The organism is Herbihabitans rhizosphaerae, from assembly GCF_004216555.1.
Classification (GTDB): Bacteria; Actinomycetota; Actinomycetes; order Mycobacteriales; family Pseudonocardiaceae; genus Herbihabitans; species Herbihabitans rhizosphaerae.
Genome location: NZ_SGWQ01000001.1, coordinates 105884 through 126855 on the forward strand (window position 1 = coordinate 105884; position 20972 = coordinate 126855).

Annotated in this window: 26 protein-coding genes; 8 read left to right on the top strand and 18 right to left on the bottom strand. The window is 70.6% G+C overall.

Annotation, left to right across the window (positions count from 1 at the left end; genetic code table 11):
- Nucleotides 1–51 precede the first annotated feature (51 nt).
- Both EV193_RS00495 and EV193_RS00500 read right to left on the bottom strand, forming a co-directional pair.
- Nucleotides 52–1149: a DUF3152 domain-containing protein gene (locus EV193_RS00495; RefSeq protein WP_130342821.1), complete on the bottom strand. Its 1098-nt coding sequence runs from the start codon at nt 1147–1149 to the stop codon at nt 52–54.
- Between the two features lie 61 nt (nt 1150–1210).
- Entirely contained in the window at nt 1211–2236 is a 1026-nt protein-coding gene (locus EV193_RS00500; RefSeq protein ID WP_242613068.1) for an alpha/beta fold hydrolase, read from the bottom strand.
- 122 nt (nt 2237–2358) lie between these two features.
- Between EV193_RS00500 and EV193_RS00505 the strand changes: the two genes are divergently transcribed.
- Complete coding sequence (locus EV193_RS00505) at nt 2359–2991, top strand: TetR/AcrR family transcriptional regulator (protein WP_130341937.1); 633 nt, start codon at nt 2359–2361, stop codon at nt 2989–2991.
- A 13-nt stretch (nt 2992–3004) separates the two neighbouring features.
- Here the strand turns inward: EV193_RS00505 and EV193_RS00510 are convergent, their stop codons facing one another.
- Together EV193_RS00510 and EV193_RS00515 are read right to left on the bottom strand one after the other, a co-directional pair.
- Complete coding sequence (locus tag EV193_RS00510) at nt 3005–3907, bottom strand: alpha/beta fold hydrolase (protein WP_130342822.1); 903 nt, start codon at nt 3905–3907, stop codon at nt 3005–3007.
- A 2-nt stretch (nt 3908–3909) separates the two neighbouring features.
- The gene (locus EV193_RS00515) at nt 3910–4821 is read right to left on the bottom strand and encodes an AurF N-oxygenase family protein (RefSeq protein ID WP_130341938.1); all 912 of its coding nucleotides are present in this window, start codon (nt 4819–4821) and stop codon (nt 3910–3912) included.
- A 76-nt stretch (nt 4822–4897) separates the two neighbouring features.
- On the opposite strand from EV193_RS00515, the gene EV193_RS00520 reads away from it, so the two are divergent.
- Together EV193_RS00520 and EV193_RS00525 are read left to right on the top strand one after the other, a co-directional pair.
- A complete protein-coding gene (locus EV193_RS00520) occupies nt 4898–5656 on the top strand; it encodes a TetR/AcrR family transcriptional regulator (protein WP_130341939.1) in 759 nt (252 codons plus the stop codon).
- Nucleotides 5653–5979: a DUF4873 domain-containing protein gene (locus EV193_RS00525; RefSeq protein WP_130341940.1), complete on the top strand. Its 327-nt coding sequence runs from the start codon at nt 5653–5655 to the stop codon at nt 5977–5979. Before EV193_RS00520 ends, EV193_RS00525 begins: the two co-directional genes overlap by 4 nt.
- A gap of 1 nt (nt 5980) precedes the next feature.
- Here the strand turns inward: EV193_RS00525 and EV193_RS00530 are convergent, their stop codons facing one another.
- The 3 genes from EV193_RS00530 to EV193_RS00540 all read right to left on the bottom strand — a co-directional run bounded on the left by EV193_RS00530 (nt 5981) and on the right by EV193_RS00540 (nt 7589).
- Nucleotides 5981–6214, bottom strand: a complete 234-nt coding sequence (locus EV193_RS00530; protein ID WP_130341941.1) for a DUF3107 domain-containing protein — start codon at nt 6212–6214, stop codon at nt 5981–5983.
- Between the two features lie 74 nt (nt 6215–6288).
- Entirely contained in the window at nt 6289–6861 is a 573-nt protein-coding gene (locus EV193_RS00535) for a hypothetical protein (RefSeq protein WP_130341942.1), read from the bottom strand.
- A gap of 41 nt (nt 6862–6902) precedes the next feature.
- Nucleotides 6903–7589: a ferritin-like fold-containing protein gene (locus EV193_RS00540; protein ID WP_130341943.1), complete on the bottom strand. Its 687-nt coding sequence runs from the start codon at nt 7587–7589 to the stop codon at nt 6903–6905.
- 231 nt (nt 7590–7820) lie between these two features.
- Between EV193_RS00540 and EV193_RS00545 the strand changes: the two genes are divergently transcribed.
- Genes EV193_RS00545 through EV193_RS00555 form a run of 3 tightly spaced genes read left to right on the top strand, consistent with a single transcriptional unit; the run spans nt 7821 to nt 11878 of the window.
- Nucleotides 7821–9542, top strand: coding sequence for a DEAD/DEAH box helicase (locus EV193_RS00545; RefSeq protein WP_165401158.1), 1722 nt, complete (start codon nt 7821–7823; stop codon nt 9540–9542).
- Nucleotides 9543–9581: 39 nt separating this feature from the next.
- Nucleotides 9582–10982, top strand: coding sequence for an Rv3212 family protein (locus tag EV193_RS00550; protein WP_130341944.1), 1401 nt, complete (start codon nt 9582–9584; stop codon nt 10980–10982).
- Between the two features lie 32 nt (nt 10983–11014).
- Nucleotides 11015–11878: an alpha/beta fold hydrolase gene (locus EV193_RS00555; protein WP_130341945.1), complete on the top strand. Its 864-nt coding sequence runs from the start codon at nt 11015–11017 to the stop codon at nt 11876–11878.
- A gap of 194 nt (nt 11879–12072) precedes the next feature.
- On the opposite strand, the gene EV193_RS00560 is transcribed toward EV193_RS00555, so the two are convergent.
- Complete coding sequence (locus tag EV193_RS00560; RefSeq protein WP_242613070.1) at nt 12073–12387, bottom strand: hypothetical protein; 315 nt, start codon at nt 12385–12387, stop codon at nt 12073–12075.
- A gap of 41 nt (nt 12388–12428) precedes the next feature.
- A complete protein-coding gene (locus EV193_RS00565; protein ID WP_130342825.1) occupies nt 12429–13235 on the bottom strand; it encodes a RecB family exonuclease in 807 nt (268 codons plus the stop codon).
- Nucleotides 13236–13407: 172 nt separating this feature from the next.
- Between EV193_RS00565 and EV193_RS34525 the strand changes: the two genes are divergently transcribed.
- A complete protein-coding gene (locus tag EV193_RS34525; RefSeq protein WP_341273130.1) occupies nt 13408–13629 on the top strand; it encodes an arsenate reductase family protein in 222 nt (73 codons plus the stop codon).
- A gap of 3 nt (nt 13630–13632) precedes the next feature.
- On the opposite strand, the gene EV193_RS00575 is transcribed toward EV193_RS34525, so the two are convergent.
- From EV193_RS00575 to EV193_RS33020, 4 genes are read right to left on the bottom strand one after another with little or no spacing between them, the layout of a single operon-like run.
- Nucleotides 13633–14253 carry a MarC family protein gene (locus EV193_RS00575; RefSeq protein ID WP_130341947.1) on the bottom strand — a complete coding sequence of 207 codons (621 nt, stop codon included), beginning with the start codon at nt 14251–14253 and terminating at the stop codon, nt 13633–13635.
- 4 nt (nt 14254–14257) lie between these two features.
- The gene (locus tag EV193_RS00580; protein WP_130341948.1) at nt 14258–15130 is read right to left on the bottom strand and encodes a PHP domain-containing protein; all 873 of its coding nucleotides are present in this window, start codon (nt 15128–15130) and stop codon (nt 14258–14260) included.
- A gap of 20 nt (nt 15131–15150) precedes the next feature.
- A complete protein-coding gene (locus EV193_RS00585) occupies nt 15151–15711 on the bottom strand; it encodes a PH domain-containing protein (RefSeq protein WP_130341949.1) in 561 nt (186 codons plus the stop codon).
- Nucleotides 15712–15730: 19 nt separating this feature from the next.
- A complete protein-coding gene (locus EV193_RS33020; protein WP_165401159.1) occupies nt 15731–15895 on the bottom strand; it encodes a hypothetical protein in 165 nt (54 codons plus the stop codon).
- A 140-nt stretch (nt 15896–16035) separates the two neighbouring features.
- On the opposite strand from EV193_RS33020, the gene EV193_RS00590 reads away from it, so the two are divergent.
- Entirely contained in the window at nt 16036–16461 is a 426-nt protein-coding gene (locus EV193_RS00590; protein WP_130341950.1) for an NUDIX hydrolase, read from the top strand.
- Nucleotides 16462–16467: 6 nt separating this feature from the next.
- Here the strand turns inward: EV193_RS00590 and EV193_RS00595 are convergent, their stop codons facing one another.
- The 5 genes from EV193_RS00595 to EV193_RS00615 all read right to left on the bottom strand — a co-directional run bounded on the left by EV193_RS00595 (nt 16468) and on the right by EV193_RS00615 (nt 20759).
- Nucleotides 16468–17541 carry a DUF2332 domain-containing protein gene (locus EV193_RS00595; RefSeq protein WP_242613071.1) on the bottom strand — a complete coding sequence of 358 codons (1074 nt, stop codon included), beginning with the start codon at nt 17539–17541 and terminating at the stop codon, nt 16468–16470.
- 49 nt (nt 17542–17590) lie between these two features.
- A complete protein-coding gene (locus tag EV193_RS00600; protein WP_130341952.1) occupies nt 17591–18094 on the bottom strand; it encodes a MaoC family dehydratase in 504 nt (167 codons plus the stop codon).
- Nucleotides 18095–18184: 90 nt separating this feature from the next.
- Nucleotides 18185–19039 carry an ESX secretion-associated protein EspG gene (locus EV193_RS00605; RefSeq protein WP_130341953.1) on the bottom strand — a complete coding sequence of 285 codons (855 nt, stop codon included), beginning with the start codon at nt 19037–19039 and terminating at the stop codon, nt 18185–18187.
- Complete coding sequence (locus EV193_RS00610; RefSeq protein WP_130341954.1) at nt 19026–19376, bottom strand: hypothetical protein; 351 nt, start codon at nt 19374–19376, stop codon at nt 19026–19028. The genes EV193_RS00605 and EV193_RS00610 overlap by 14 nt, the downstream gene beginning before the upstream one ends.
- Nucleotides 19377–19586: 210 nt before the next feature.
- Entirely contained in the window at nt 19587–20759 is a 1173-nt protein-coding gene (locus EV193_RS00615) for a WXG100 family type VII secretion target (protein ID WP_130341955.1), read from the bottom strand.
- Nucleotides 20760–20972: the final 213 nt, after the last annotated feature.

The window sequence follows — 20972 nt, forward strand, 5'->3', positions numbered from 1 at the left end:
TCCATTGTCTTCCACCGCGAGACACGGTCCCGCGATGTGGACACAATCGTCCTAGCTACCCGTGGGATTGGGCCAGGCGTTCGGCTTGCACACCTTGCCGTCCGCCTTGACCTTGTCCTTGTTGCTCGGCTCCACCTGGTTCAGCAGCGCCACGTAGTTGTTGGCCACGCCGAAGGTCTGCTGCATCATCACCGGGGCCAGCGCGCCGTTGTTGCCGCAGCCGAGGTGCCCCTGCCCGAACGCGTGGCCCACCTCGTGGTTGATCGCGTACTGCTTGTACCCGAGCTGGTCGCCGCTGAACGCCAGCGCGCCGCGCACCCAGCGGGCCAGGTTGATCACCACGCGGTCGTCCACGCGGTTGTAGCAGGACGACTCGTACTGGATCCGGTGGCCGCACAGGTTGTCCCGGTGCGCCGTGCCCGGCGTAGTGAGGCTGATCCGGAAGTCCGGCTTGGTGTTGCCGTCCACCCGCTGCACGGACACCTGGCCGCTGCGCGCCCAGCCGCGCGGCTCGGCCAGCGTCGAGTCGACCAGCTTGGCGAAGCCGTCGTCACCACCGAGGGTGGCCACGTCGATGCCGTCCTCGATCTCGATCGCGTACTTGTACAGCTTGCCCGCGTTGCCGATCCGCGGGCCGGTTCCGGGCACCACGCGCCACGTGTTGGCACCCACCTGGGTGAAGTCGCCGCCGGGCGGCAGGTCGGCGGTCGGGATGTTCACGTCCAGCGGCGGCGGCGGCTTCTCGGACAGCTGCGTCGAGGACGGCGCGGTCCCGTCACCCGGTGCGCCCGGGGCCGTGCTGCCCGGCGCGTTCGCCGCGCGCGCGTCCGGCGAGTCGTCACCGGCGATGTCCACGGCCACCAGCGCGGTCAGCACGAGCAGAATCGGCAGCGCGTACACCCGCCAGCCGTACGTGCCGATCAGACCGGAGACGCCCTGGCGCTTCTGCTTGCGCCTGCGTCCCTTGGGAGGCTTGGGGTTCCACGACGCGGCCAACGGTTCGGCGGTGGTGCGCCGGCCGCCCGGTTTGTAGCGCTCCTCCTCGCCGAGACGCCGCACCCGAACGGTGCCGGCCGACCCGCGCGGTGCCGCGGACCGGGGACGCTTGCGCACCGCGCCCCGTCCATCGGCACGGCCGTCCTGGGTCATCGGAGCCACGTGGAACAGGGTGCCATATGACCCAGCGGTGAGCAGTCAGCCACGACGAGTATCACCATTCGCCGCGCTCCACGGCCTCCCACATGCCGAGGACGGCGCGCGCCACGGTCACCGGGCGCTCCATCTGCGCGACGTGGCCGGTACGCGGCAGCACGAGCATCCGCCCGCGCGGGAACGTGCTGGCGGTGCGGTCCGCCTTGCGCACGGTCACCAGGCGGTCGTCGGTGCCCCACACCACCAGGGTCGGGGCGTTGATCGTGCGCGCCACCGTCCACAGCGACCGGGAGCGCGGGACCAGCCACGACCTGATCAGCCCGACCGTGCTGCTGGCCAGCGCCGGGCCGGCCCACTTGTGATTCTGCAGCTCGGTGAAGTGCTCGACCGCCTCGGCGATCCGCGCCTCGGACACCGTGCTCGCATCCGCGTAGCACAGCTCCAGCACCTGCATGACCCGCTCGCGCGGGGTGAGCTGGGCCATCGCGCGACGAAAACGGGCGCCCACCACCGGCATGAAGGCCAGCGGCAGCCGAGGGTCGGACACCCGGCGGATGTTGGGCCGCAGATCGGGCACCGCCGGGGAGATCAGGGTGAGCGTGCGCACCAGGTCCGGCACCCGCGCGGCGAGCAGGATGGCGATCGCGCCGCCCATCGAGTTGCCGAGCAGGTGCACCGGGCCGCGGTCCAACCCGCGCACGAAGTCGGCGAGCAGGGCGGCGCTGGCCTCCGGCGTGTACGGGTGGCTCTTGTCGGGCACCGAGCGTCCCGAGCCGGGCAGGTCGACGGACAGCCCGTCGGCCTGTCCGGAGAGCTGACCGGCCAGGTCGGTCCAGTTCGTCGAGGAGCCGCCGAGACCGTGCACGAACAGCGCTGTCGTGCCGTCCGGGCCGGCCGTGTGCCGCACGTGCAGCCGCACGCCCCCGGCTTGCATCTGCTCGCCCGGCCACGCCGGGATCGACGTGTCCAGCGGCGGCAACGCGGTCGTTGACAGGGGCACATGGGTCAACGGCGCTCTGACGACGGTGCGATTGTCGGTACCGTCGCCACCGAGGCGCGAGACCGAGGAGACGGTGGTGGTCACCAGACCAGTGTGCCCTCTGAGAGCCCGGGGCATCGGATTTCCGCTACCCGCGAGTAAGGTCGACTCACCGTCCCGTGCCGGCAACCCTGGCAGGGGTGGCGCGTGACGAGGGTGGAGGCGGTATGTCGGAGACGGTGCAGCAGAACGGACAGGCGACGCGGGGGGCCAGACTCCCGAGGACGGCGCGGCGGGCACAACTGCTCGACGCCGCGCAGGACGTGTTCGCCGCCAACGGCTACCACGCCGCGGCGATGGACGAGATCGCCGAGCGGGCCGGGGTCAGCAAACCTGTTCTGTACCAACACTTCCCTGGCAAGCTCGAGTTGTACCTCGCGCTGCTGGAGAGCCATGTCGACGAGCTGATCGCCCGCGTGCGCAACGCGATGGAGTCCACCACCGACAACAAGCAGCGGGTGCGCGCCGCGGTCACCGCGTACTTCGACTTCGTGGACGGCGAGAGCCAGGCGTTCCGGCTGGTGTTCGAGTCCGACCTGCGCGGCGAGCCGGCCGTGCGGGACGCGGTCGAGCGGGCCACGAACGCCAGCGTGGAGGCGATCACCCAGACGATCATCGCCGACGCCGGGCTGGACGCCGATCGCGCACGGCTGCTCGCCGTCGGCCTGGTCGGCGTCAGTCAGGTGACCGCGCGGTCCTGGCTCGCCGACGAGCGGCCGATCGCCAAGCAGGACGCGATCGACCTGATCTCGAACCTGGGGTGGAGGGGCATCGGCGGCGGCTTCCCGCTGCAGCACTGAGGCCTCGCCGCGGTCAAGCCGTCTTGCGGACCTTCGCCGTGGTGACCGCGGTGATCAGGCGCACGAGTTGGTCGGCGACCTCGGGAGTGCGCTCGTAGGTCAGCATGTGGCCCGCGCCGGGGTAGACCACGAAGTCCGCGTCCGGCAGGTCGGCGGCGATCTGACGGGCGTGCGACACCGGTGTCAGCCGGTCCCGTGTGCCGGCGAGCACCACCGCGGGAATTCCCGAGAACGCGGCGATCGCGGCAGGGCGGTTGTGCACGCCCATCGAGTTGCGCATTGAGACCATGCTGGCCGGGTGGCATTTTCCGATCTGCGCGGCGGTGTCGATCACGTCGAGGCGGTTGGCCTTCCTGCCGAACACCAGCCATCGGATGAACGGGCGGACGACGGCCGGCGGGTTGGCGAGCAGCTGTCCCCTGCGCAGTCTCGCCAACCCCCGGTTCACCAGCGCCTCCAGGTAGAGCACCGGAGCCGCGAGCCAGGTCGGCAGGCCGAGCGTCAAGCTGGTCATGTCGCACGAGGTCGCCACGAACGCCGTGCCCGCGATCCGGTCACGCACCAGCTCGGGGTGCCGCTCGGCCAGCGCGAACATGGTCATGCCGCCCATCGAGTGCCCGGCCAGCACGACCGGGCCGTCCGGCACCCGCTCGGTGATCAGCTCGGCGAGGTCGTCGGCGAGCTGTTCGAGCGTCCCCGCGCCGGGTCTGGCCGGGTCGGAGCCGCCGTGACCTCGATGGTCGTATTGGACAACTCGCACCCGCGACCCGAACGCGCCGGCGATCAGCGCGACGACCCGCTCCCACGAGGTGTGGTCCAGCGTCCAGCCGTGCGTGATCACGAGCGTCGCCTCGGCCTGCCCGTGCGGGTCGGAGTCCCGCACGAGCAGCGTCGTCCCGTCGCCGGTGACGAACATGGTCACTTCGGCAGCAGCATCGACCGGCGCCAGAACACCATGCCGGGCCCGCCGACCAGGTCGGCCTCGCGCAGGAACCCGACCACGCGCTCGCCCCAGTAGCGGATTGTCTCCTGGAAGTGCGGGTTGGCCTTGGCCTGCTTCCAGGCCTCCTTGCGGTCCAGCCCGACCGCCTCGTAGACCTTCGGGTTGATCAGACTGCGGGTGATCGCGAAGGACACGATCGCGGTGATCAGCCGGTGCCACACCTTGGCCAGGCGGCCGGCCTTGGCCATGCCGGTGACGACCTCCTGGCGCGCGAACGTGACGTGCCGCGCCTCCTCGAGCACGTGGATCCGGTTGACCATGCGGATCAGCGGCTGGAGGTTCTCGTCGTCCATGTTCTCCCGCTGCATGCGGTCCAGGATCTCCTCGGCGACCAGCGTGGCGCCGTAGGCGGACGGGCCGCGGGCGATCAGCGGCAGCAGCTTGCCCAGTGTCTTGATCAGCTTCGGCGGACCGTACGCGGGCACGCCGAACTTGCTGATCGCCTTGGCGAACATGGTGGAGTGGCGGCACTCGTCGGCGATCTCGGCCAGCGCGTACTGCACGTGGTTGCTGGTCGGGTCGTGCCGGTAGACGTCCTTGAGCAGCATCTGCATGAGCAGGACCTCGAAGAACACGCCGTTGCTCGCGGTACTGGCGGCCTCGTGCTTGCCCAGCTCGATCCGCTGCTCGGGGGTCATCGTCTCCCACAGCGGGGTGCCGTAGAGGGAGACGCGCTCCTCCTGCTGGTACAGCTTGTCGGCCGGCACGGGCGCGTTCCAGTCGATGTCGACCAGCGGGTCGTAGAACTTGTCGGCCGAGGATTTGAGCAACCTGCCCGCGGTCTTCTCCCGGTCCGCTACCTTGGCGACCTGCACAGCGCGGCTCATCGTCGAGTCCTCCTCGTGCTCGCTGCGTGCTGACGACAGCTAAGCGTTACCTCGGGTAACAGTTACTTCTGGTAGCATGAACGCCATGGCGGACGGTGTCAAGCGTCACGGACGTGAACAGGGGTCGGGCGACGCACGGCGGGAACGCTGGCGGACTCACCGCGCGGCTCGCCGGGAGGAATTCGTGGAGGCCGCGCTGCGCGCGCTGGACAAACACGGGCCCGATCTCGGCATGGAACACGTGGCCGCGGAGGCCGGTGTCACCAAGCCGGTGCTCTACCGCCACTTCACCGACAAGGCCGACCTGTTCCTGGCACTGGGCCATCGCGGCACCGAGATCCTGTTCGACCGGCTGATCCCGGCGCTGAACAACGAGACCGCGCCGCTGCCCCGGATCAGGATGGCGATCGACTCGTTCTTCTCGGTGATCGAGGAGTTCCCGAACCTGTACCGGCTGCTGGTGCGCCGCTCGTTCGCCGAGAAGCCGGTGGACGCGGACGTGGTGGCCGAGGACAAGGAACTGATCGCCGCCGGGCTGACCGCCCTGCTCGGCGACTACATGCGCGCGTTCGACCTGGACTCCGGGGCGGCCGAGCCGTGGTCGCACGGCATCGTCGGCCTGGTGCAGAACGTCGGCGAGTGGTGGCTGGAGCGCAGGACGATGAGCCGCGAGGCCGTCGTGGAGTACCTCACCCAGCTGATCTGGGCGGCGATCGACGGGATCCTGCGGCAGAAGGGCGTCATCGTCGACCCGACCAAGCCGCTCGAGGTGAACAAGGTGATCAAGATGTCGCCCGCCGGCGGCGACGCGGAAGCGAGCGGAGGCTCCCGATGACCGACACGCACGACGACCACGACGAGGACGGCTACACCGGGCCGGCGACCCTGGTGGTCGGCGACACCGAGATCGCCGTCGAGGTGGAGCTGCGCGGCCACTTCCAGCCGATCGACGGCTTCTATCGGTGGTACGGCCGGATCGCGACGGATCAGGCGCTGAGCGCGCTCCTGGCGGGCAAGAAGGCCAAGGCGGTGATCCGCACGCCCGAGGGCGAGGCGAATGGCGAGCTGTCCGACCCCGATCCGTGGGACCGGTACCGGATCATGGGGACGTCGACACCGCCGTTCGCGGTGCCGACGACCCTGGCCGACGTCGAATAGATCAGCCCCTGGTGGCGGCGAAGCCGACCTTGCGGCTGTCGCTCTTGCCGATCTCCACATAGGCGACGCGGGCGGAGGGCACCACGTACCGGCTGCCCTTCTCGTCCACCAGCGTGAGCGTGCCCTGGGTGTTCTTCAGCGCGTCGGCGACCAGCGCCTCGACCTCGTCAGGGGTCAGAGTGCTGTTCAGCACGATCTCCCGCGCGGTCTCCGCGACCCCGATCTTTACCTCCACGCCGAACCTCCACGTTGTTTGACCAGCGTTCGCACTCACCACAAGGCTAGACGAGCCGCCGTTGTTCCCGACGGTCAGCGGTCGAGCAGGAGGAGAGCGAGTTGACGCGTGTGCTCGAGCGTGACGCCTTTCGTGTTGGTGGTGAGCTCCACGACCTTCCGCTTACCTCGCACCTTGCCGACCACGGCGAGTTTCACACCTCGAACCAGGGACGACGATTCAGGATCGATACCGAAGGCGGCTCCCTCACCGAGCCCGGGAACCGGCTCGTGCGGGTGCACCGCCGGCGGCTCCGAGTACCGCTTTGTGAAGGCGCTGTCCAAAAGTCGGTTCAGGTCATCCTGGAACGGGTCCTTGACGACGAAGGTCGCCGAGGAGCGGGGCGCGGAGGACTGACCGTTGTCGATCGCAAGGTCAACGTCGCAGGAAACCCAGGTCCCTCGTGGATCGTTGAACCCCTCGCGGTACTCCTCGACCCGCTGGCCGGCAAGGATCTTCTCGATCTCCGGCTCCTTGCCCCGCAGCGCGTTGCACAGATCCGGGCCCTTCATCGGCGACTGCTCAGGTGGCGCGGCGTCCGTGGACGAACAGCCGCACAGCACAGCCGCGGCGAGGCAAGGCGCGACGATCTTTCCCCAGAACGACATGGTGACTCCCAAAGTCAACGGCCCCACGCCGCGGGAGCAGCCTAGCCAAGACCCAGCGCCGCCATGCGCTTACCGTGAGCTTGCTGGAGGCGACGGAACAGGGCGGCGATCGCGGCCAGGTCACCCGAACCGGCGATCAACAGGTCGGCGAGCCCCTCCCGTTCAGCGGCCACGTATTGCGCCTGGGTGAGTGATTCGCCGAGCAGCCGCCGCCCCCACAGGGTCAACCGGTCCCGCACGGTGCGATCTCGCTCACATGCCGCCCGCACCTCGCGCTCGGCGAACGCGGAGTGACCGGTGTCCGCCAGCACCGTCAACACCAGCTGTTTCGGCTCCTCGTCGAGCCACTCGGCGATCTCCCGGTAGAAGTCGGCGGCCAGCCCGTCGCCCACGTACGCCTTCACCAGCGACTCCAGCCAGGACCGTGGCGCGGTGGCCGCGTGCCACGCGTCGAACGTCGGCACGAACGGCCGCATCGCCTGCTCGACGGCCTCCCCGTGGTCGGCGAGGAACTTCTCGATCATGGCGAAGTGGCCCATCTCCGCGGCCGCCATCTCCGACACCGCGGCGCGCCCGCCGAGCGTCGGCGCGTTCCTCGCGTCCTCGGCGAGCCGGTCGAAAGCGGAGAGCTCGCCATAGGCCAGCACGCCGAGCAGATCGACCACGCCAGGGGCGAGTGTGGCCCCCGAGTTGGTCCCTGAGTCCGTCACCGGTTCACCGTCGCTCATGTCGCAAGAGCGTATCGGCACAGCCGGGGAGGTAGACTCCCCCGCGACGCCCGGTTCCCGCGGCCGCGCGGCCCAGAAAGTTGGGCCCGGCAGCGGTGAGCCGAGGTCAGGAGGACCACGGCGACACGCGTCGCCACGTGGAGGGTGCGTGCACGTCTCTTCGGCTCTCCCGCGCCACCCGAGGGAAACACTCGCGGTGCTGGCACGGTCGAGCGGCCCATCGCAGGCAGTGTGCGCCGTACGAGAGAGGCGATCACACTGACCGTCGAGAATGCCAACCCCAGTAACGACAACGCGTCGCTGGACCCGGTCACGCTGGAACACAGCGAGGCGGGCGTTCCGGAGACCGACACATCACATCCGCTGCAGGCCGGCGCGCCGGTGCGCACCGACTCGCCGACGTTCGCCGAGTTCGGCGTGCGCGAGGAGATCACCCGCGCGCTGACCGCCGCGGGCATCGAGCGCACCTTCGCCATCCAGGAGCTGACCCTGCCGCTGGCGCTAGCCGGCGAGGACATCATCGGCCAGGCGCGCACCGGTACCGGCAAGACGCTCGGCTTCGGCGTGCCGCTGCTGCAGCGGCTGACCACGCCGGGCGACGGCACTCCCCAGGTGCTCGTCGTGGTGCCGACCCGCGAGCTGTGCCTGCAGGTGACCCACGACCTGACCGACGCCGGCAAGCACATGGGCGCGCGGGTGCTGGCGATCTACGGCGGCCGGCCGTACGAGCCGCAGGTGGCAGCACTCCGCAAGGGCGTGGACATCGTGATCGGCACGCCCGGCCGGCTGCTCGACCTGGCCGAGCAGAAGCACCTCGTGCTCGGCAAGGTCACCGGGCTGGTGCTGGACGAGGCCGACGAGATGCTGGACCTCGGGTTCCTGCCCGACATCGAGCGCATCCTGCGGATGGTGCCCGACAAGCGGCAGACCATGCTGTTCTCGGCGACCATGCCCGGCCCGATCATCACGCTGGCCCGCACGTTCCTCAGCCAGCCGACGCACATCCGGGCCGAGGAGACGCACCAGAGCGCGATCCACGAGCGCACCGCGCAGTTCGTCTACCGGGCGCACTCGCTGGACAAGACCGAGCTGGTCGCACGAGTGCTGCAGGCCAAGGACCGCGGCCTCACGATGATCTTCACGCGCACCAAGCGCACCGCGCAGAAGCTGGCCGACGAGCTGGCCGAGCGCGGGTTCGCCGCCGCCCCGGTGCACGGTGACCTCGGCCAGGGCGCGCGCGAGCAGGCGCTGCGGGCGTTCCGGTCCGGCAAGGTCGACGTGCTGGTGTGCACCGACGTGGCCGCGCGCGGCATCGACGTCACGGGCATCACGCACGTGGTCAACTTCCAGTGCCCGGAGGACGAGAAGGCCTACGTGCACCGGATCGGGCGCACCGGCCGGGCCGGCCGCACCGGCGTCGCGGTGACGCTGGTCGACTGGGACGAGACACCGCGCTGGAAGCTGATCAGCGACACGCTCGGGCTGGACATGCCGGACCCGGCGGAGACGTACTCCACGTCCGACCACCTGTTCACCGACCTGGACATCCCGACCGACTCGTCCGGCCGGTTGCCGCTGGCCAAACGCACCCGCGCGGGGCTGGCCGCCGAGCCGGAGGAGGACCTCGGCGACCGCAAGCGCAACCGCAGGCGCGACGGCGGTTCCCGTGGCGGTGGTGGCCGCGGTGGCCAGCGCGGCGGTCCGCCCGGTGAGAAGAGCACCGGCGACGACGAGCGCCCCAAGCGGCAGCGTCAGCGCAGGCGTACCCGTCAGGGTGCCGAGGTGTCCAACGGCGGGGAGTCGCAGGCCGAGAGCAGGCCGGCGGCCAAGGAGGACTCCGGCGAGCCGCAGTCCCAGCGTCCCCGGCGCAGGCGGCGCCGGCGCGGCGGTGCCGACGGGGGCGGCGAAGCGGCGGCGCCCAACACGGGTGAAACACCCGCATCGGCAGACTGAGCCGGAGATCAGCGAGCCGACGCGACCGGGGAGTGCGCTGTGGAGGCCGAACGGGACGAGCAGACACCCGACGACGACCGGGTGGTCGGCGAGGACGTGCTGGCCGGCGACGCGCCGGAACCACCGGCCCGGCCCGCCGCGCCGCGCAACCCGTTCCGCCGCCGCACGGACTTCGTGGTGGCCGCGCTCATCCTCGCCGTGGTGGTCGCCGTCGGCGCGCTGATCTGGCGTGACAGCGACGTCGAGGCCACCACGCACGAGCCGGCCGCGCAGACGGCGAAGATGCCCGAGCCGCCCGCCTCCTTCCCGCCGACGCTCGGCGAGGTGTGGCGGGCGCCCAGCTCGGCGACACCCGTTCCGGTGACGGCCGGCCCGGCCGTGGTGACCGGCGACGGCGGCGAGGTGGTCGGGCGCGATCCGGAGAGCGGTGACGTGCGCTGGCGCTACGCGCGCGAGATCCCGCTGTGCACGATCGGCGGCTTCGGCAAGTCGTCGAACACCGCGGTCACGGTGTACCGCCGCAACGGCAACGCGCTGCCGGCCGACGACCCGCGCAAGGAGCCCGGCTGCAGCGAGGTGACCGAGCTGCGCGGGGACAACGGGAAGATCGAGCACCAGCGCAACTCCGACGCCGAGCGCGGCACCCGGCTGCTGTCCGACGGCTCCTACCTGACCGCCACCGGCACGAAGCTGATCGACGTGTACCGCAGCGACATGGTCATCTCCGCGCAGATCGGCGTGATCCCGGCGCTGAAGAACCACGACCGGCAGCCGCAGGACGGGCGCGAGGCGAGCTGCGCCTACGGCTCGATCGCGGTCGGCTCCAGCAAGGTCGGCGTCATCGAGCGGTGTGTGGCCGAACGGGACAAGCGGCCGGCCGATCCCGGTGACCGGCTGACCGTGTTCCGCGCCGGCGGCAAGGAGGGCAAGGAGTCCGACGAGCCGCAGGCCGTCTACAGCGTGGTGCTCGGCGGCACCGGCGCGCGGATCGTCGGGGTCACCGACACGCACACGGCGGTCGCGCTGCCCAACCCGCCGAGGCTGGTCGTCTACTCCGACGAGGGCAAGCAGGCCACCGAGCACCCGCTCACGATTCCGCCGGCCGACCTCGCCGGCGATCCGCCGGGCAAGGTGGTGGCGACCGAGCAGGCGCCGCCGGACACGCTGTACTGGTTCACCGGATCGCGCACGGTCGCGCTGTCCACGACCGACCTGCGTCCGCTGTGGTCGATCGAGGGCACCCGCGGGCCCGGCACGGTGTTCGCCGGCCGGCTGCTGCTGCCGACCGCCGACGGGATCTCGGTACACGATCCGGCGAACGGGACACCCATAGGGGTGATCCGGGTGGACCGGGGTGGCTACTCGGGCCCGGTCACGATGTCCTCACTGGGGCCGATGGTGCTCGAACAAAGGGGTGCGACTTTGGTCGCGTTGCGCTGAAACACGGCGGCGAGCAGGCAGACTCTGTAGGTATGTACTCCGTCCTGTCTCCGCACGCCGCGACCCGCGTGGAGCTGCCCGGCCGCTACGGCGCGATCGCCGCGCTGCGTGCCGAGCCGGCGGGGGACGCGATCGCCCTGCTCGTGCCCGGGTACACCGGGTCGAAAGAGGACTTCGCGCCGATGATCGACCCGATCGCCGCGGCCGGCATCGGGGTGCTCGCGATCGACCTGCCGGGGCAGCACGAGTCACCGGGGCCGGACGACGAGCAGGCGTACTCACCGACCGCGCTCGGGCTCGTGGTGTCCGAGTTGGCCGGAAAGCTCGCCGCGGAGGGCGCGACCGTGCTGCTGCTCGGCCACTCCTTCGGCGGACTGGTGGCACGCGGCGCGATGCTGGCCGGCGCCCCGGTGGCGGGTCTGACCCTGATGGACACCGGGCCGGGCGAGTTGCCGCCGGGCCCGCGCAGGCAGGTGGTGGAGGCCGGCCGGCAGATCATGGCGTCCGGCGGAATCGTTGCGGCACAACAGGTTCGCGAACTCCTGGACGCGAAGGCGCCGAATTGGGCGGACAAGACACCGCGGGTCCGCGAGTTCCTGCGGACCCGGTTCCTGGCGTCCAGCCCGCAGGGTCTGCTCGGTATGGGCGACGGGCTGCGCACCGAGCCGGACCGGGTGCCGGAGCTGGCCGCGGTACTGCGCCGCACGGCCGCACCGTGCCTGGTGGTGTGCGGCGAGTCGGACGACGCGTGGCCGGTGGCGGCTCAGCGGGACATGGCCGAACGGCTGGAGGCCGACTTCGCCGTGGTGCCCGGTGCCGCGCACTCCCCCAACATCGAGAACCCCGAGCGGCTACTGGACACGCTGCTGCCCACCTGGCAGGCCTGGCTCGCCTAGCGCCAACCCCGTGAGGGTGACCCCACCACCGCGCACCGCCTGACGCGTATCACCCTCACATCTTCGCCCACCTGTTGATCACCTCTGACCTGCACTTTCACGGTGGCCCGAGGACTTTAGCGGGCTAAAGTACGCCAAGGGGTACTTGTGCGGTTGTCAAGTTCGGGGCGGCGCGGCGTGGTTCGGCGCAGTCGTCAGCGCCACCAGAACAGCCACAGCGCGGCCGCCAGTACGAGGACCACCAGCAGGCCGGCCGCGATGGCCGGCCGGCGCGGTGAACGTTCGGAGAATCGTTGCGCGGCAACGGAAATCGCCGCCGCGACGGCGTGCCCGATGACCGCGAACGCGCCCGGCCCCGGCGTGTCGATCAGCCAGGCGAGCACCTGCAGGAACGCGACCACGACGGCGAGCGCGGCCAGCCCCAGCGCCAGCGCGCCGGTCAACTCCCGCCAGATGCCACCACGCCGGGCACGCTGAGACCGCGTCGGAGACCGCGGCTGCGAAGACACCCGTGGCATCTCCACGGTGGCCTGTTCGAACCGGTCGGGTCTCACGGCGCGAGCATCGCCCACGGCTCGGCGGCGGGCCCGGTGGCCTGGCCCTCCGGGCAGCTTCGACGGAAGTCGCACCACGAGCACTGCCGGCCGACCCGCGGCGGGAACAGGATCTCCGGATCCCCGCCCGCCGTGAACGTGTCGGTGGCCAGTTCGAACTCCTCCGCGGCCTCCTGCGCCCTGGTGTGGTGGCGGCGCAACGAATCCTCGGTGTGCTCCCAACTCGACACGGTACCGCTGGGCAGGTGGTGCAACTCGACCTTGGTGCACGGCTTGCGCAGCGTGCGACGCGCGGCGATCACGTACAACGCGAGCGCCTGCGAGTAGCGCGCGTCGTCGGCGTGCAGCCCGTGCCGGCCGGTCTTGTAGTCGACGATCACCAGTTCGCCGCCGCGCTCGTCGATCCGGTCGACCCGGCCCTCGGCGATGATCCGCCCTGCCGGCGCGGACACCCACCGCTCCAGCCCGATCGGGTCGATCGAGGTGTCGGCGTTCGCCACGTAGTCGCCGACCCAGCCGGCCGCCCGTTCGCGGTAGGTGTCGGACTGCTGCTCGCCGGAGAAGCCCTCGGTTTTCCAATGCGAGTGCACCAACTTCTCGGCCGCCGCCGGGGTGCGCCGGTCCACCGGGAGGTCGAAGAAGGCGCGTAGCGCGTTGTGCACCGCGGCGCCGAGCGTGCTGTGCGCCCAGGCTCCGCCACGCGGCGGGGTCGGCCGGTCGAGGTAGGCCATTCGGTAGCGGCGCGGACAGTCGGTCCAGGTGGACAGTTTGGAAGGAGTGACCCGAACGAGCTTGCGCGGCATTCCGTCGAACCCGAGTTGGGCCTGCCCCTGTGATCGCACCTCACCCACGGTACCCAGTGTCCTACCGCCCACCGACAACCCCGTGCCAGACTTGCGCGCGTGGAGATCTGGCCCAAGCTAGCCCGCCTCCCCGGAATTCCCCAGTATTGGGTACCTTTCGCGAAATCTGCAATTGCGTCGTCACCGTGGCCAAGCTGCGTCACGGTGCCCCTTAGCCCCAGCTGACAGGGCGGATACGCGCACGACCGCCAAGCTCTGGCGGGGCAACCTGCGGAGCTGGATCGAGCTGCTGGCCGCGAACCCGTCGCTGATCCAGCGCCCGATCGTGATCACCGACGACGGCCGCGCCATCGTCGCCCGCTCCCCCGAGGCGATCTCCGACGCGCTGGGCTAGTCACTAGTGGCCGCCGGCGACGAAGCCGCGGATCGAGTCGGCGATGAGCTGAACGGCGATCGCCGCCAGCAGCAGACCGGCGATCTTCGCCAGCAGCGTGATGCCGCTCTCCTTGAGCAGCCTGATCACCAGGCCGGAGAAGCGCAGGCACAGCCACAGGAACAGGTGCACCGCCACGATCGCCAGGCCCAGCGCGAGGTAGGAGCCTCCGTGCCCGTCGGCCTGGCGCACGAACACGATCGTCGCGGCGATCGCACCCGGCCCGGCCAGCAGCGGCGTGCCCAGCGGCACCAGTGCCACGTTGACGTCCTCGGCCACCTCGGGGTCCGTGGTTCCCTTGCCGGTCAACAGATCCAGCGCGATCAGCAGGAGCAGCAGACCACCGGCGCCCTGCAGCGCCGGGATGCCGATGCCGAGATAGCGCAGGATCGCCTCGCCGCCGATCGCGAACAGCGAGATCACGCCGAGCGACACCAGCACCGAGTTGCGCGCGGCACGGGCGCGCGCCAGCTTCGGTTTGCGGCCGACCAGGCTCAGGAACACCGGGATGGTGCCCGGCGGGTCCATGATCACCACCAGGGTGATCGCCGCCTCGGTGAACAGCGCGACGTCGAAGAAGGCCATCGGGTCATCCAACCAGCACGTCGACGCCCTTCGCCCGTTCGGCGAGGGCGTCCAGCATCTCCGGTGCGGTGGTCTCCTGTCCCAATCGGACGGTCTTGTTGGAGCCGTGGTAGTCCGACGAGCCGGTGATCAGCAGGTCCAGCCGTCCGGCGATCGCGCGCAGCTCGTCGCGCACGGCCGGCTCGTGGTCGGGATGGTCGACCTCCACACCGGCCAGCCCGGCGGCAGCCAGGTCGGCGATCACCTCGGCGGTGACCGTCGGCCCTCGGCGGTGCGCGAACGCGTGCGCCAGCACCGTCACCCCGCCGGCCGCGGTGATCATCTCGATCGCGTCGAGTACCGGGGTCTTCTTCATCGCCACGTAGTAGCCGCCCGCGCTGCCGAGGAACCGGGAGAACGCCTCGCCGACCGAGCCGACGACGCCGGCCCGCATCAGCGCCGTGGCCAGGTGCGGACGGCCCGCCGTCGAGTCCTCCGGCAGCGCGCCGAGCAGCGCGTCGGGGTCGATCGGGAAGCCGTCGGCGGCCATCATCCCGGCCATCCGGTGCAGCCGCACTCGCCGGTCGGCCCGGGACCGCGCGTGCTCGGCGACCACCGCTTCGGACTCCGGGTCGAACAGGTAGGCCAGCACGTGCACAGTGCACCGCCCACCCCGGCCGTCCGGCGACTCACAGGACAGCTCGGCGCCGCGGACCAGGCGCAGACCGGACGGCTGTATCGACGTCAGGGCGGCGGCGGCCTCGGCCCAGCCGGCCGTCGTGTCGTGATCGGTGATCGCCACCGCGTCCAGCCCGACCGCGGCGGCGTTGGCCACGAGCTGGGCCGGCGTGTCGGTGCCGTCGGACGCGGTGGAGTGGGCGTGAAGGTCGATTCGCACGCCCTAGTGTCCCCGCAGGGTCAGCCGACCTTGCCCTTGCCCCTGGCCAGGCGCTGCGCCTTGATCATCGAGAACTGCTCGGCGCGCGCCTTCTTGTCGCCGAAGACCAGCTCGGAGATCGCGTCGTACACGCGCTCCGGGCGGGGCAGGTACTCGATGTGGTTCAGCGCCTGGAACTGACCGGCCGACTCCACGATCATCGTTCCGTAGCCGAGCATCCTGCCGGTCGCGGTGCGCTTGTACGTGAGGTCGGTGACCTTGCTGATCGGCATCATCAGCACGCGCGTGGTGAACACGCCGGTGGTCATCATGAACCGCTTGTCGGTCACCACGATCCGCTCCACCCACCAGTCGAGTACGAGGTAGGCGAACCGCAGGATCACGATCAGCGCGATGTACCAGAGGATGTTCTGCCCCAGCCACCACGCAGGCGGCATCAGGTACGACAGCATCACGCAGATGGCGAGCAGCGCTATGGCCTCGAAGAGGTCCCACAGCAGGCTCGCCCAGTGCCGGCGCACCCGAATGACTCGACGCTCGGAGTCGAGTAGGTACTCGTCGGGGTCGCGTGGCGCGAACATGACCTAGACGGTACTCGGGTCAGCCGTTGAAAACAGTGCGGACGAAGGTAATCAGCGCCTCGGCCGCTTCCTTCAGCGTGTCCAGGATGTCGTTCACGATGCCCGCTGACTGAGTCGGTTGCGTAATGAGGAAGAACGCCAGAACCGCGACTCCAGCGATGATCAGGACCTTCTTGACGTCCACTGGGACCAACCTCGTCTCGTACACAGCCGTGCGCTGTCTGTGAAACCGTTGTACCGCACGACGCGGCCGATTGGGAGAGTAGTCGCGCGCATGGGGCAGACTTCGACGGGGCAACACCGCTATCACTACTCTCCGTACACATGTCCGGCATTGGTGTTCAGAGGATCAGGTGTGTCGGCGGAATCGTTCATGACGCACAGGGACGACTGCTGCTCGTGCGGCGCGCCAACGAGCCGGGCCGGGGGCTGTGGTCACTGCCCGGCGGGCGGGTCGAGGAGGGCGAGTCCGACGCCGACGCCGTAGCCCGTGAGCTGCGCGAAGAGACCGGACTGGAAGTACAGGCCGGGGCACTCGTCGGGACCGTCGAGCGGCCCGCGCCGGCCGGGGTTTTCGAGATCCACGACTACCGGTGCAGGGTGGTTTCCGGGACGGTCGAACCAGGCGATGACGCACTCGAAGTGACGTGGGCCGATCGTGCGATCTTCGACACACTCGAACGGACGGGTGGTCTTGTGGACCTACTGGGTGACACGCTCCGCGACTGGGGTGTTCTGCCACACTTTTAGGGCGTTCTAGGGGAGCCACTCCATCCGGCGGCCGTGCAGATTGGTCTTCGCCAGCGCCCTGGCGACCGGTTCGCCGTCGCGCCACGCGGTCAGACCGAGCACGCCGAACGCGGGCGCGCCGACATCCGGCGTGAGGTCGGCCCGGCCGGGCAGCACGACCTCCAGCGCGGCCGGGTAGGACTCGTGGCTGACCCACCACAGCGGCCGGTCGCCGGCCAGCTTCCCCAACGCGGCGACGAAGTCGGCCCGGCGCTCCGGCGACAGGTAGGTGAGCGTGTTGCTGGTGAGCACGACCAGCGGGACGCCGTCGTCGATCCGCGCGGCGGTGCCGGCGAGATCGTCCACCGCGTCGCCCCGCACCAGCTCCGGCGCGCTCTTGCGGGCGCGCGCGGCGGTCAGCAGCAGGCGCAGGCGCTCCGGCTGGTCACCCCAGACGCACGCCTCCAGCCACGCGGCCTCCTCCTCGTCGTCCAGGTCGACCGGCGCGCGGTCCAGCCCGACCTTCGCGGCCACGGCGAGCTTCTTGGGCAGCGCCGGCATGGTCGCGCCCGGCGCCAGCTCGAGCGCGCAGTGCAGCCCGACCGCCGACTTCGCCGGGCCGGCGGCGACCTGGCCGGCGTCCTCGGTCTGGTACCGGTAGCCGTAGCGGTCCAGGTCCAGCAGCAGGCCGGCGCTGCAGCCGACCTCCAGCAGACCGACCGGCGCCTTGGCCTGCTTCGCCGCGGCGGCGACCGCCGGGTACAGCAGCGCGGCCCGGTTCACCTCGTTGGTCTGCGTGTGCCGGGTGGCGACGATCTCGCGGATCCGCTCGGCGCGCTCCAACACGAACGTGCGGAACGTCGGCCACAGCCCGTTGTCCGGCCCCGAGCTGCCGGCCAGCGTCGGGTAGTACTCGGTGAGCGGATGGATCGGCTCGCCGGCGAGCACCCGGTGCACGGCCGCGAACAGCAGCGTCGGGTGCGCCGCGTACGGCGCGGCGGCCAGCAACGCGGCGACCTCGTCGTCCTCGGCGGCGTGCGACGCCAGGTGGAAGTACAGCGGTGACACACCGGCCGCCTCGTGCTCGGCGAACCGCCGCAACCGCTGCTTGGCCCCGTCGATCCCGTCGATGTCAGCTCACTCCTCGGGCCTACTCCTTGGGCTGCGGCCTGCCTGGCTGCTCCCCGCCGCGGGCATCACCATAGGACTGCTTGGGCACCATCACCTTCCGCCGGAAGATGCACACCACCGTGCCGTCCTGCTTGTAGCCGCGAGTCTCCACGTAAACCACGCCGCGGTCGTCCTTGGACTTGGACGGCGTCTTGTCCAGCACCTCGGTCTCGCCGTAGATCGTGTCACCGTGGAAGGTCGGCTTCACGTGCCGCAGCGACTCGATCTCCAGGTTCGCGATCGCCTTGCCCGACACGTCCGGCACGGACATGCCCAGCAGCAGCGAGTAGATGTAGTTGCCGACCACGACATTCTTGCCGAAGTCGGTGGTCTCCTCCGCGTAGTGCGAGTCCAGGTGCAGCGGATGGTGGTTCATCGTGATCAGGCAGAACAGGTGGTCGTCGTACTCGGTCACGGTCTTGCCGGGCCAGTGCTTGTAGACCGCACCGACCTCGAACTCCTCGTAGTAGCGACCGAACTGCACGAGCGCCTCCAAACTCCGCCGGACTGGACCGGCAACAGTCTGGCCGAAGGCGCGGCGTGAGGGGCAACCGATGTGAGCGAGTCCACCAGGTCAGCCGCGTTCGGGTGACCTCGCAAGCAGAGAGAACTCGTCGAAGGTGGCCCGCACCTCGTCGGGCCGCAGCGGGTTCACGCTCACCCAGCTGTCCTGGTTGTCCACCCGTACCCGGCCTTTCGGACCGTCCAACCAGGACAGCTCGCGCCCGACGCGGCGGTCGGCCCCCGGCGCTGATCGCCTGGTCGCGCCGGCCTGCCCGCGACCGGCCAACGACGGCACGGCGGTCACCAGCGACTCCAGCTCGACCTGCTCGATCCCGCTGGTGGCGAGCACCCTGCGCAGGCTGTCGTCCGACGGCGGCTTGCCGGCCCGGGTGAGCGCCTTGCCGCCGGCCACCACCGACGCGGTCGGCAGCCGGATCGGCATGGTGCTCGCGCCGGCCAGTTTCGGCAGCATCCCGGCCAGCTCGGCCGCGACGGCGGTGGACCGGACCGTGCGCACGTCCACGAAGCCGCTCGGATCGTCGTCCAGCGCCTGGCGGCACAGCACTGCGGTCGGGCCGGCCACCATCGCCACCACGCCGACCGGCATACCGGTGCCGATCAGCACCATGTCGACGGTTCCGGTGCGGTGCCGCAGCGCGTCGACGAGTTCGGCGGCGATGTCGAGCGGACCGGACTCCTCGGCCAGCCCGCGCGCGGCGAGCGTGTGGCTCGCCGCGCCGAAGAGCACCTCGCGCTCCTCGTCGATCCGCCCGAACGACGGGACGCGGAGCGGGAACGGCGCCTCGACGCCCGCGAACGTGGCGAGCAGGTCGAACTCCACGAGCCCGAACCTGGTCGCCGTGTCCCACGGGTCGCGACGGCGCCGCTCCGCGCCGTCGCTGACCGTGTCGCTAGCGAGCGTCACCGGATCCGCCCCTGTTCAGGCCGCCGAACTTGGTCGCCGCGCTGGAGTCGTTGCCGACGTAGGTGCGAAGTGTCTGACTGAGCGCCTGCTGGAAACTGCCCAGCTCCTCGTCCGCCGCGGTCACGTGACCGGTGAGGCCCGCGCGCCCGGCCGCCTCGCGCAGCCGCAGCGCCAGGTGCATGGCCGGCGGCGCGGTGCCGAGCAGCGCCCTGCGCTCGGCGAGCCGCCCCGCACTGCCGACCAGCCGGCCGGTCTCGTCCTTGATCCCCTTGAGTGAACGGGCCTGCTCGCCGAGCGCGTCGGTGTCGAGCCAGTAGCCGTTGGTTCCGTCCGCCATGTGAAGTCCCTTCTCAGACGGTGTCTGATAACTCGGGCAAGGCCGCCACTCGTTCGGCTCCGCTGAAACGGGCTTGTGGTCGTTTTGGTTGGGTGGTTGCGGCCGAAGGTGGTGGGCTGGGTTTCGTGGGTGGTCGCCAGAGACGCCTTCGGCGTGGCGGCGGTCGCCCTCGCCTTCTCAGGCCGACCTCGGCGTAGTTCTCAGACATGCTCAGTCCTCGGCGCCGATCACGGGGACGCACGCCGCCTGATCGACCGCGAAGATGCCGTCGTTGCCCCTCGGCAGCTTGTTGCGGTGCTCGATGTCCTCGTCCCGGCCGCCGAGCGCTCCCGGCGGGAAGAACCCCGGTCCGAAGCCGCCTCGGCCGGCGCCCATCCGTCCGGCCGCCGCTCCGCCCGGGCGGCCCATCGCGGCCATCGCGCCGGGCCGTCCGGCGACCGCGCCCGAGCCGGGCAGGCCGCGCCCGGTCAGCCGTGACCAGTTGCCGGATCCGTCAGCGGTCCCGCCGGAACCGCCGATCCCGTTCGCGCCGCCGTAGAGCGAGGACGAGCCGCCACCCGGCACCGCGCTCGACGCGCTGGTCGAACCGTCCACACCGGACAGACGGGCGCCCTGGACCGACTGCGGCGCGACGGACTGCCCGATGTTGCCGAGCGTGGACTCGTAGCGCTGCATGACGTGCACCGCTTCGGCCTTCTGCTCGGCGGCCGCCACGGCGGCCACGAACATGCTCGCGCCGGCGCCCGCGACTCCACCGATCACGGCGCCGACCGGGCCACCGCCCATCGCGCCGATCGCGGTGCCGATGGCCGCGCCGGCCAGTGCGCCGCCGGCGCCACCGCCGAGCACGGCCAGCGTCGGGTCACCGGGTGGCGGCGGCATCGAGTTCTGCGCGGAGGCGAGCGCGTCGCCGGCGTGCTCGGTCGCCTTGCGCACCGTGCCGGCCCAGGTGCCGACGGTCTCCACCCGCTCGCCGAGCTGGCCGAGCCGTTCCGCCGCCGGTTCGGCGGCCTCACCGGTCCAGTTGGTCGGCAACGCGCCACGCTGCGCGTCGACCTCGCCGGCGTGCCGGGTCAGCGCCTCGCCGTGGTTGCCCCAGTCGCCCGCGAGGTTGCTGACCTCGCCGACGTCGGCGTCCTGTTTGAGCATGCTGAACAGCTCTTCGTGGGAGTGGGCGTTCCAGTTGTAACCGCCCGGCGGGATGGGCGAACCGAAGAAGCCCTCCCAGATGTTCTGCAGCACGTCGGTGATCGGGCCGTCGAAAGCCGCGATCGGGATCCCGAGGTCCCTCGTGATCGAGACGACCGCGGACACCGCGGTGTCGATACCCTGTCCCACGACGCCGAGCGCGTCTCCCGCCCCGGCGCTACCACCGTCGACCATGTCGTCTCCTCCTGCGCACCCTGTGGACGCTCGATTCTGCCGCAGCGCGCGATTGATGTACAAGACTGTACGTCAGACCGGGTGAACGCGCGTTTGGTTCCGCAAATCCGCCGAAGAAAGCTCAGACACACCGGAACGGCCTCGTGATCTCCGATGGAGTACCCTGGTCAACTGGTTGTCGGAGTGGTCTGCCGCAACCGTCACCGGCCAGAA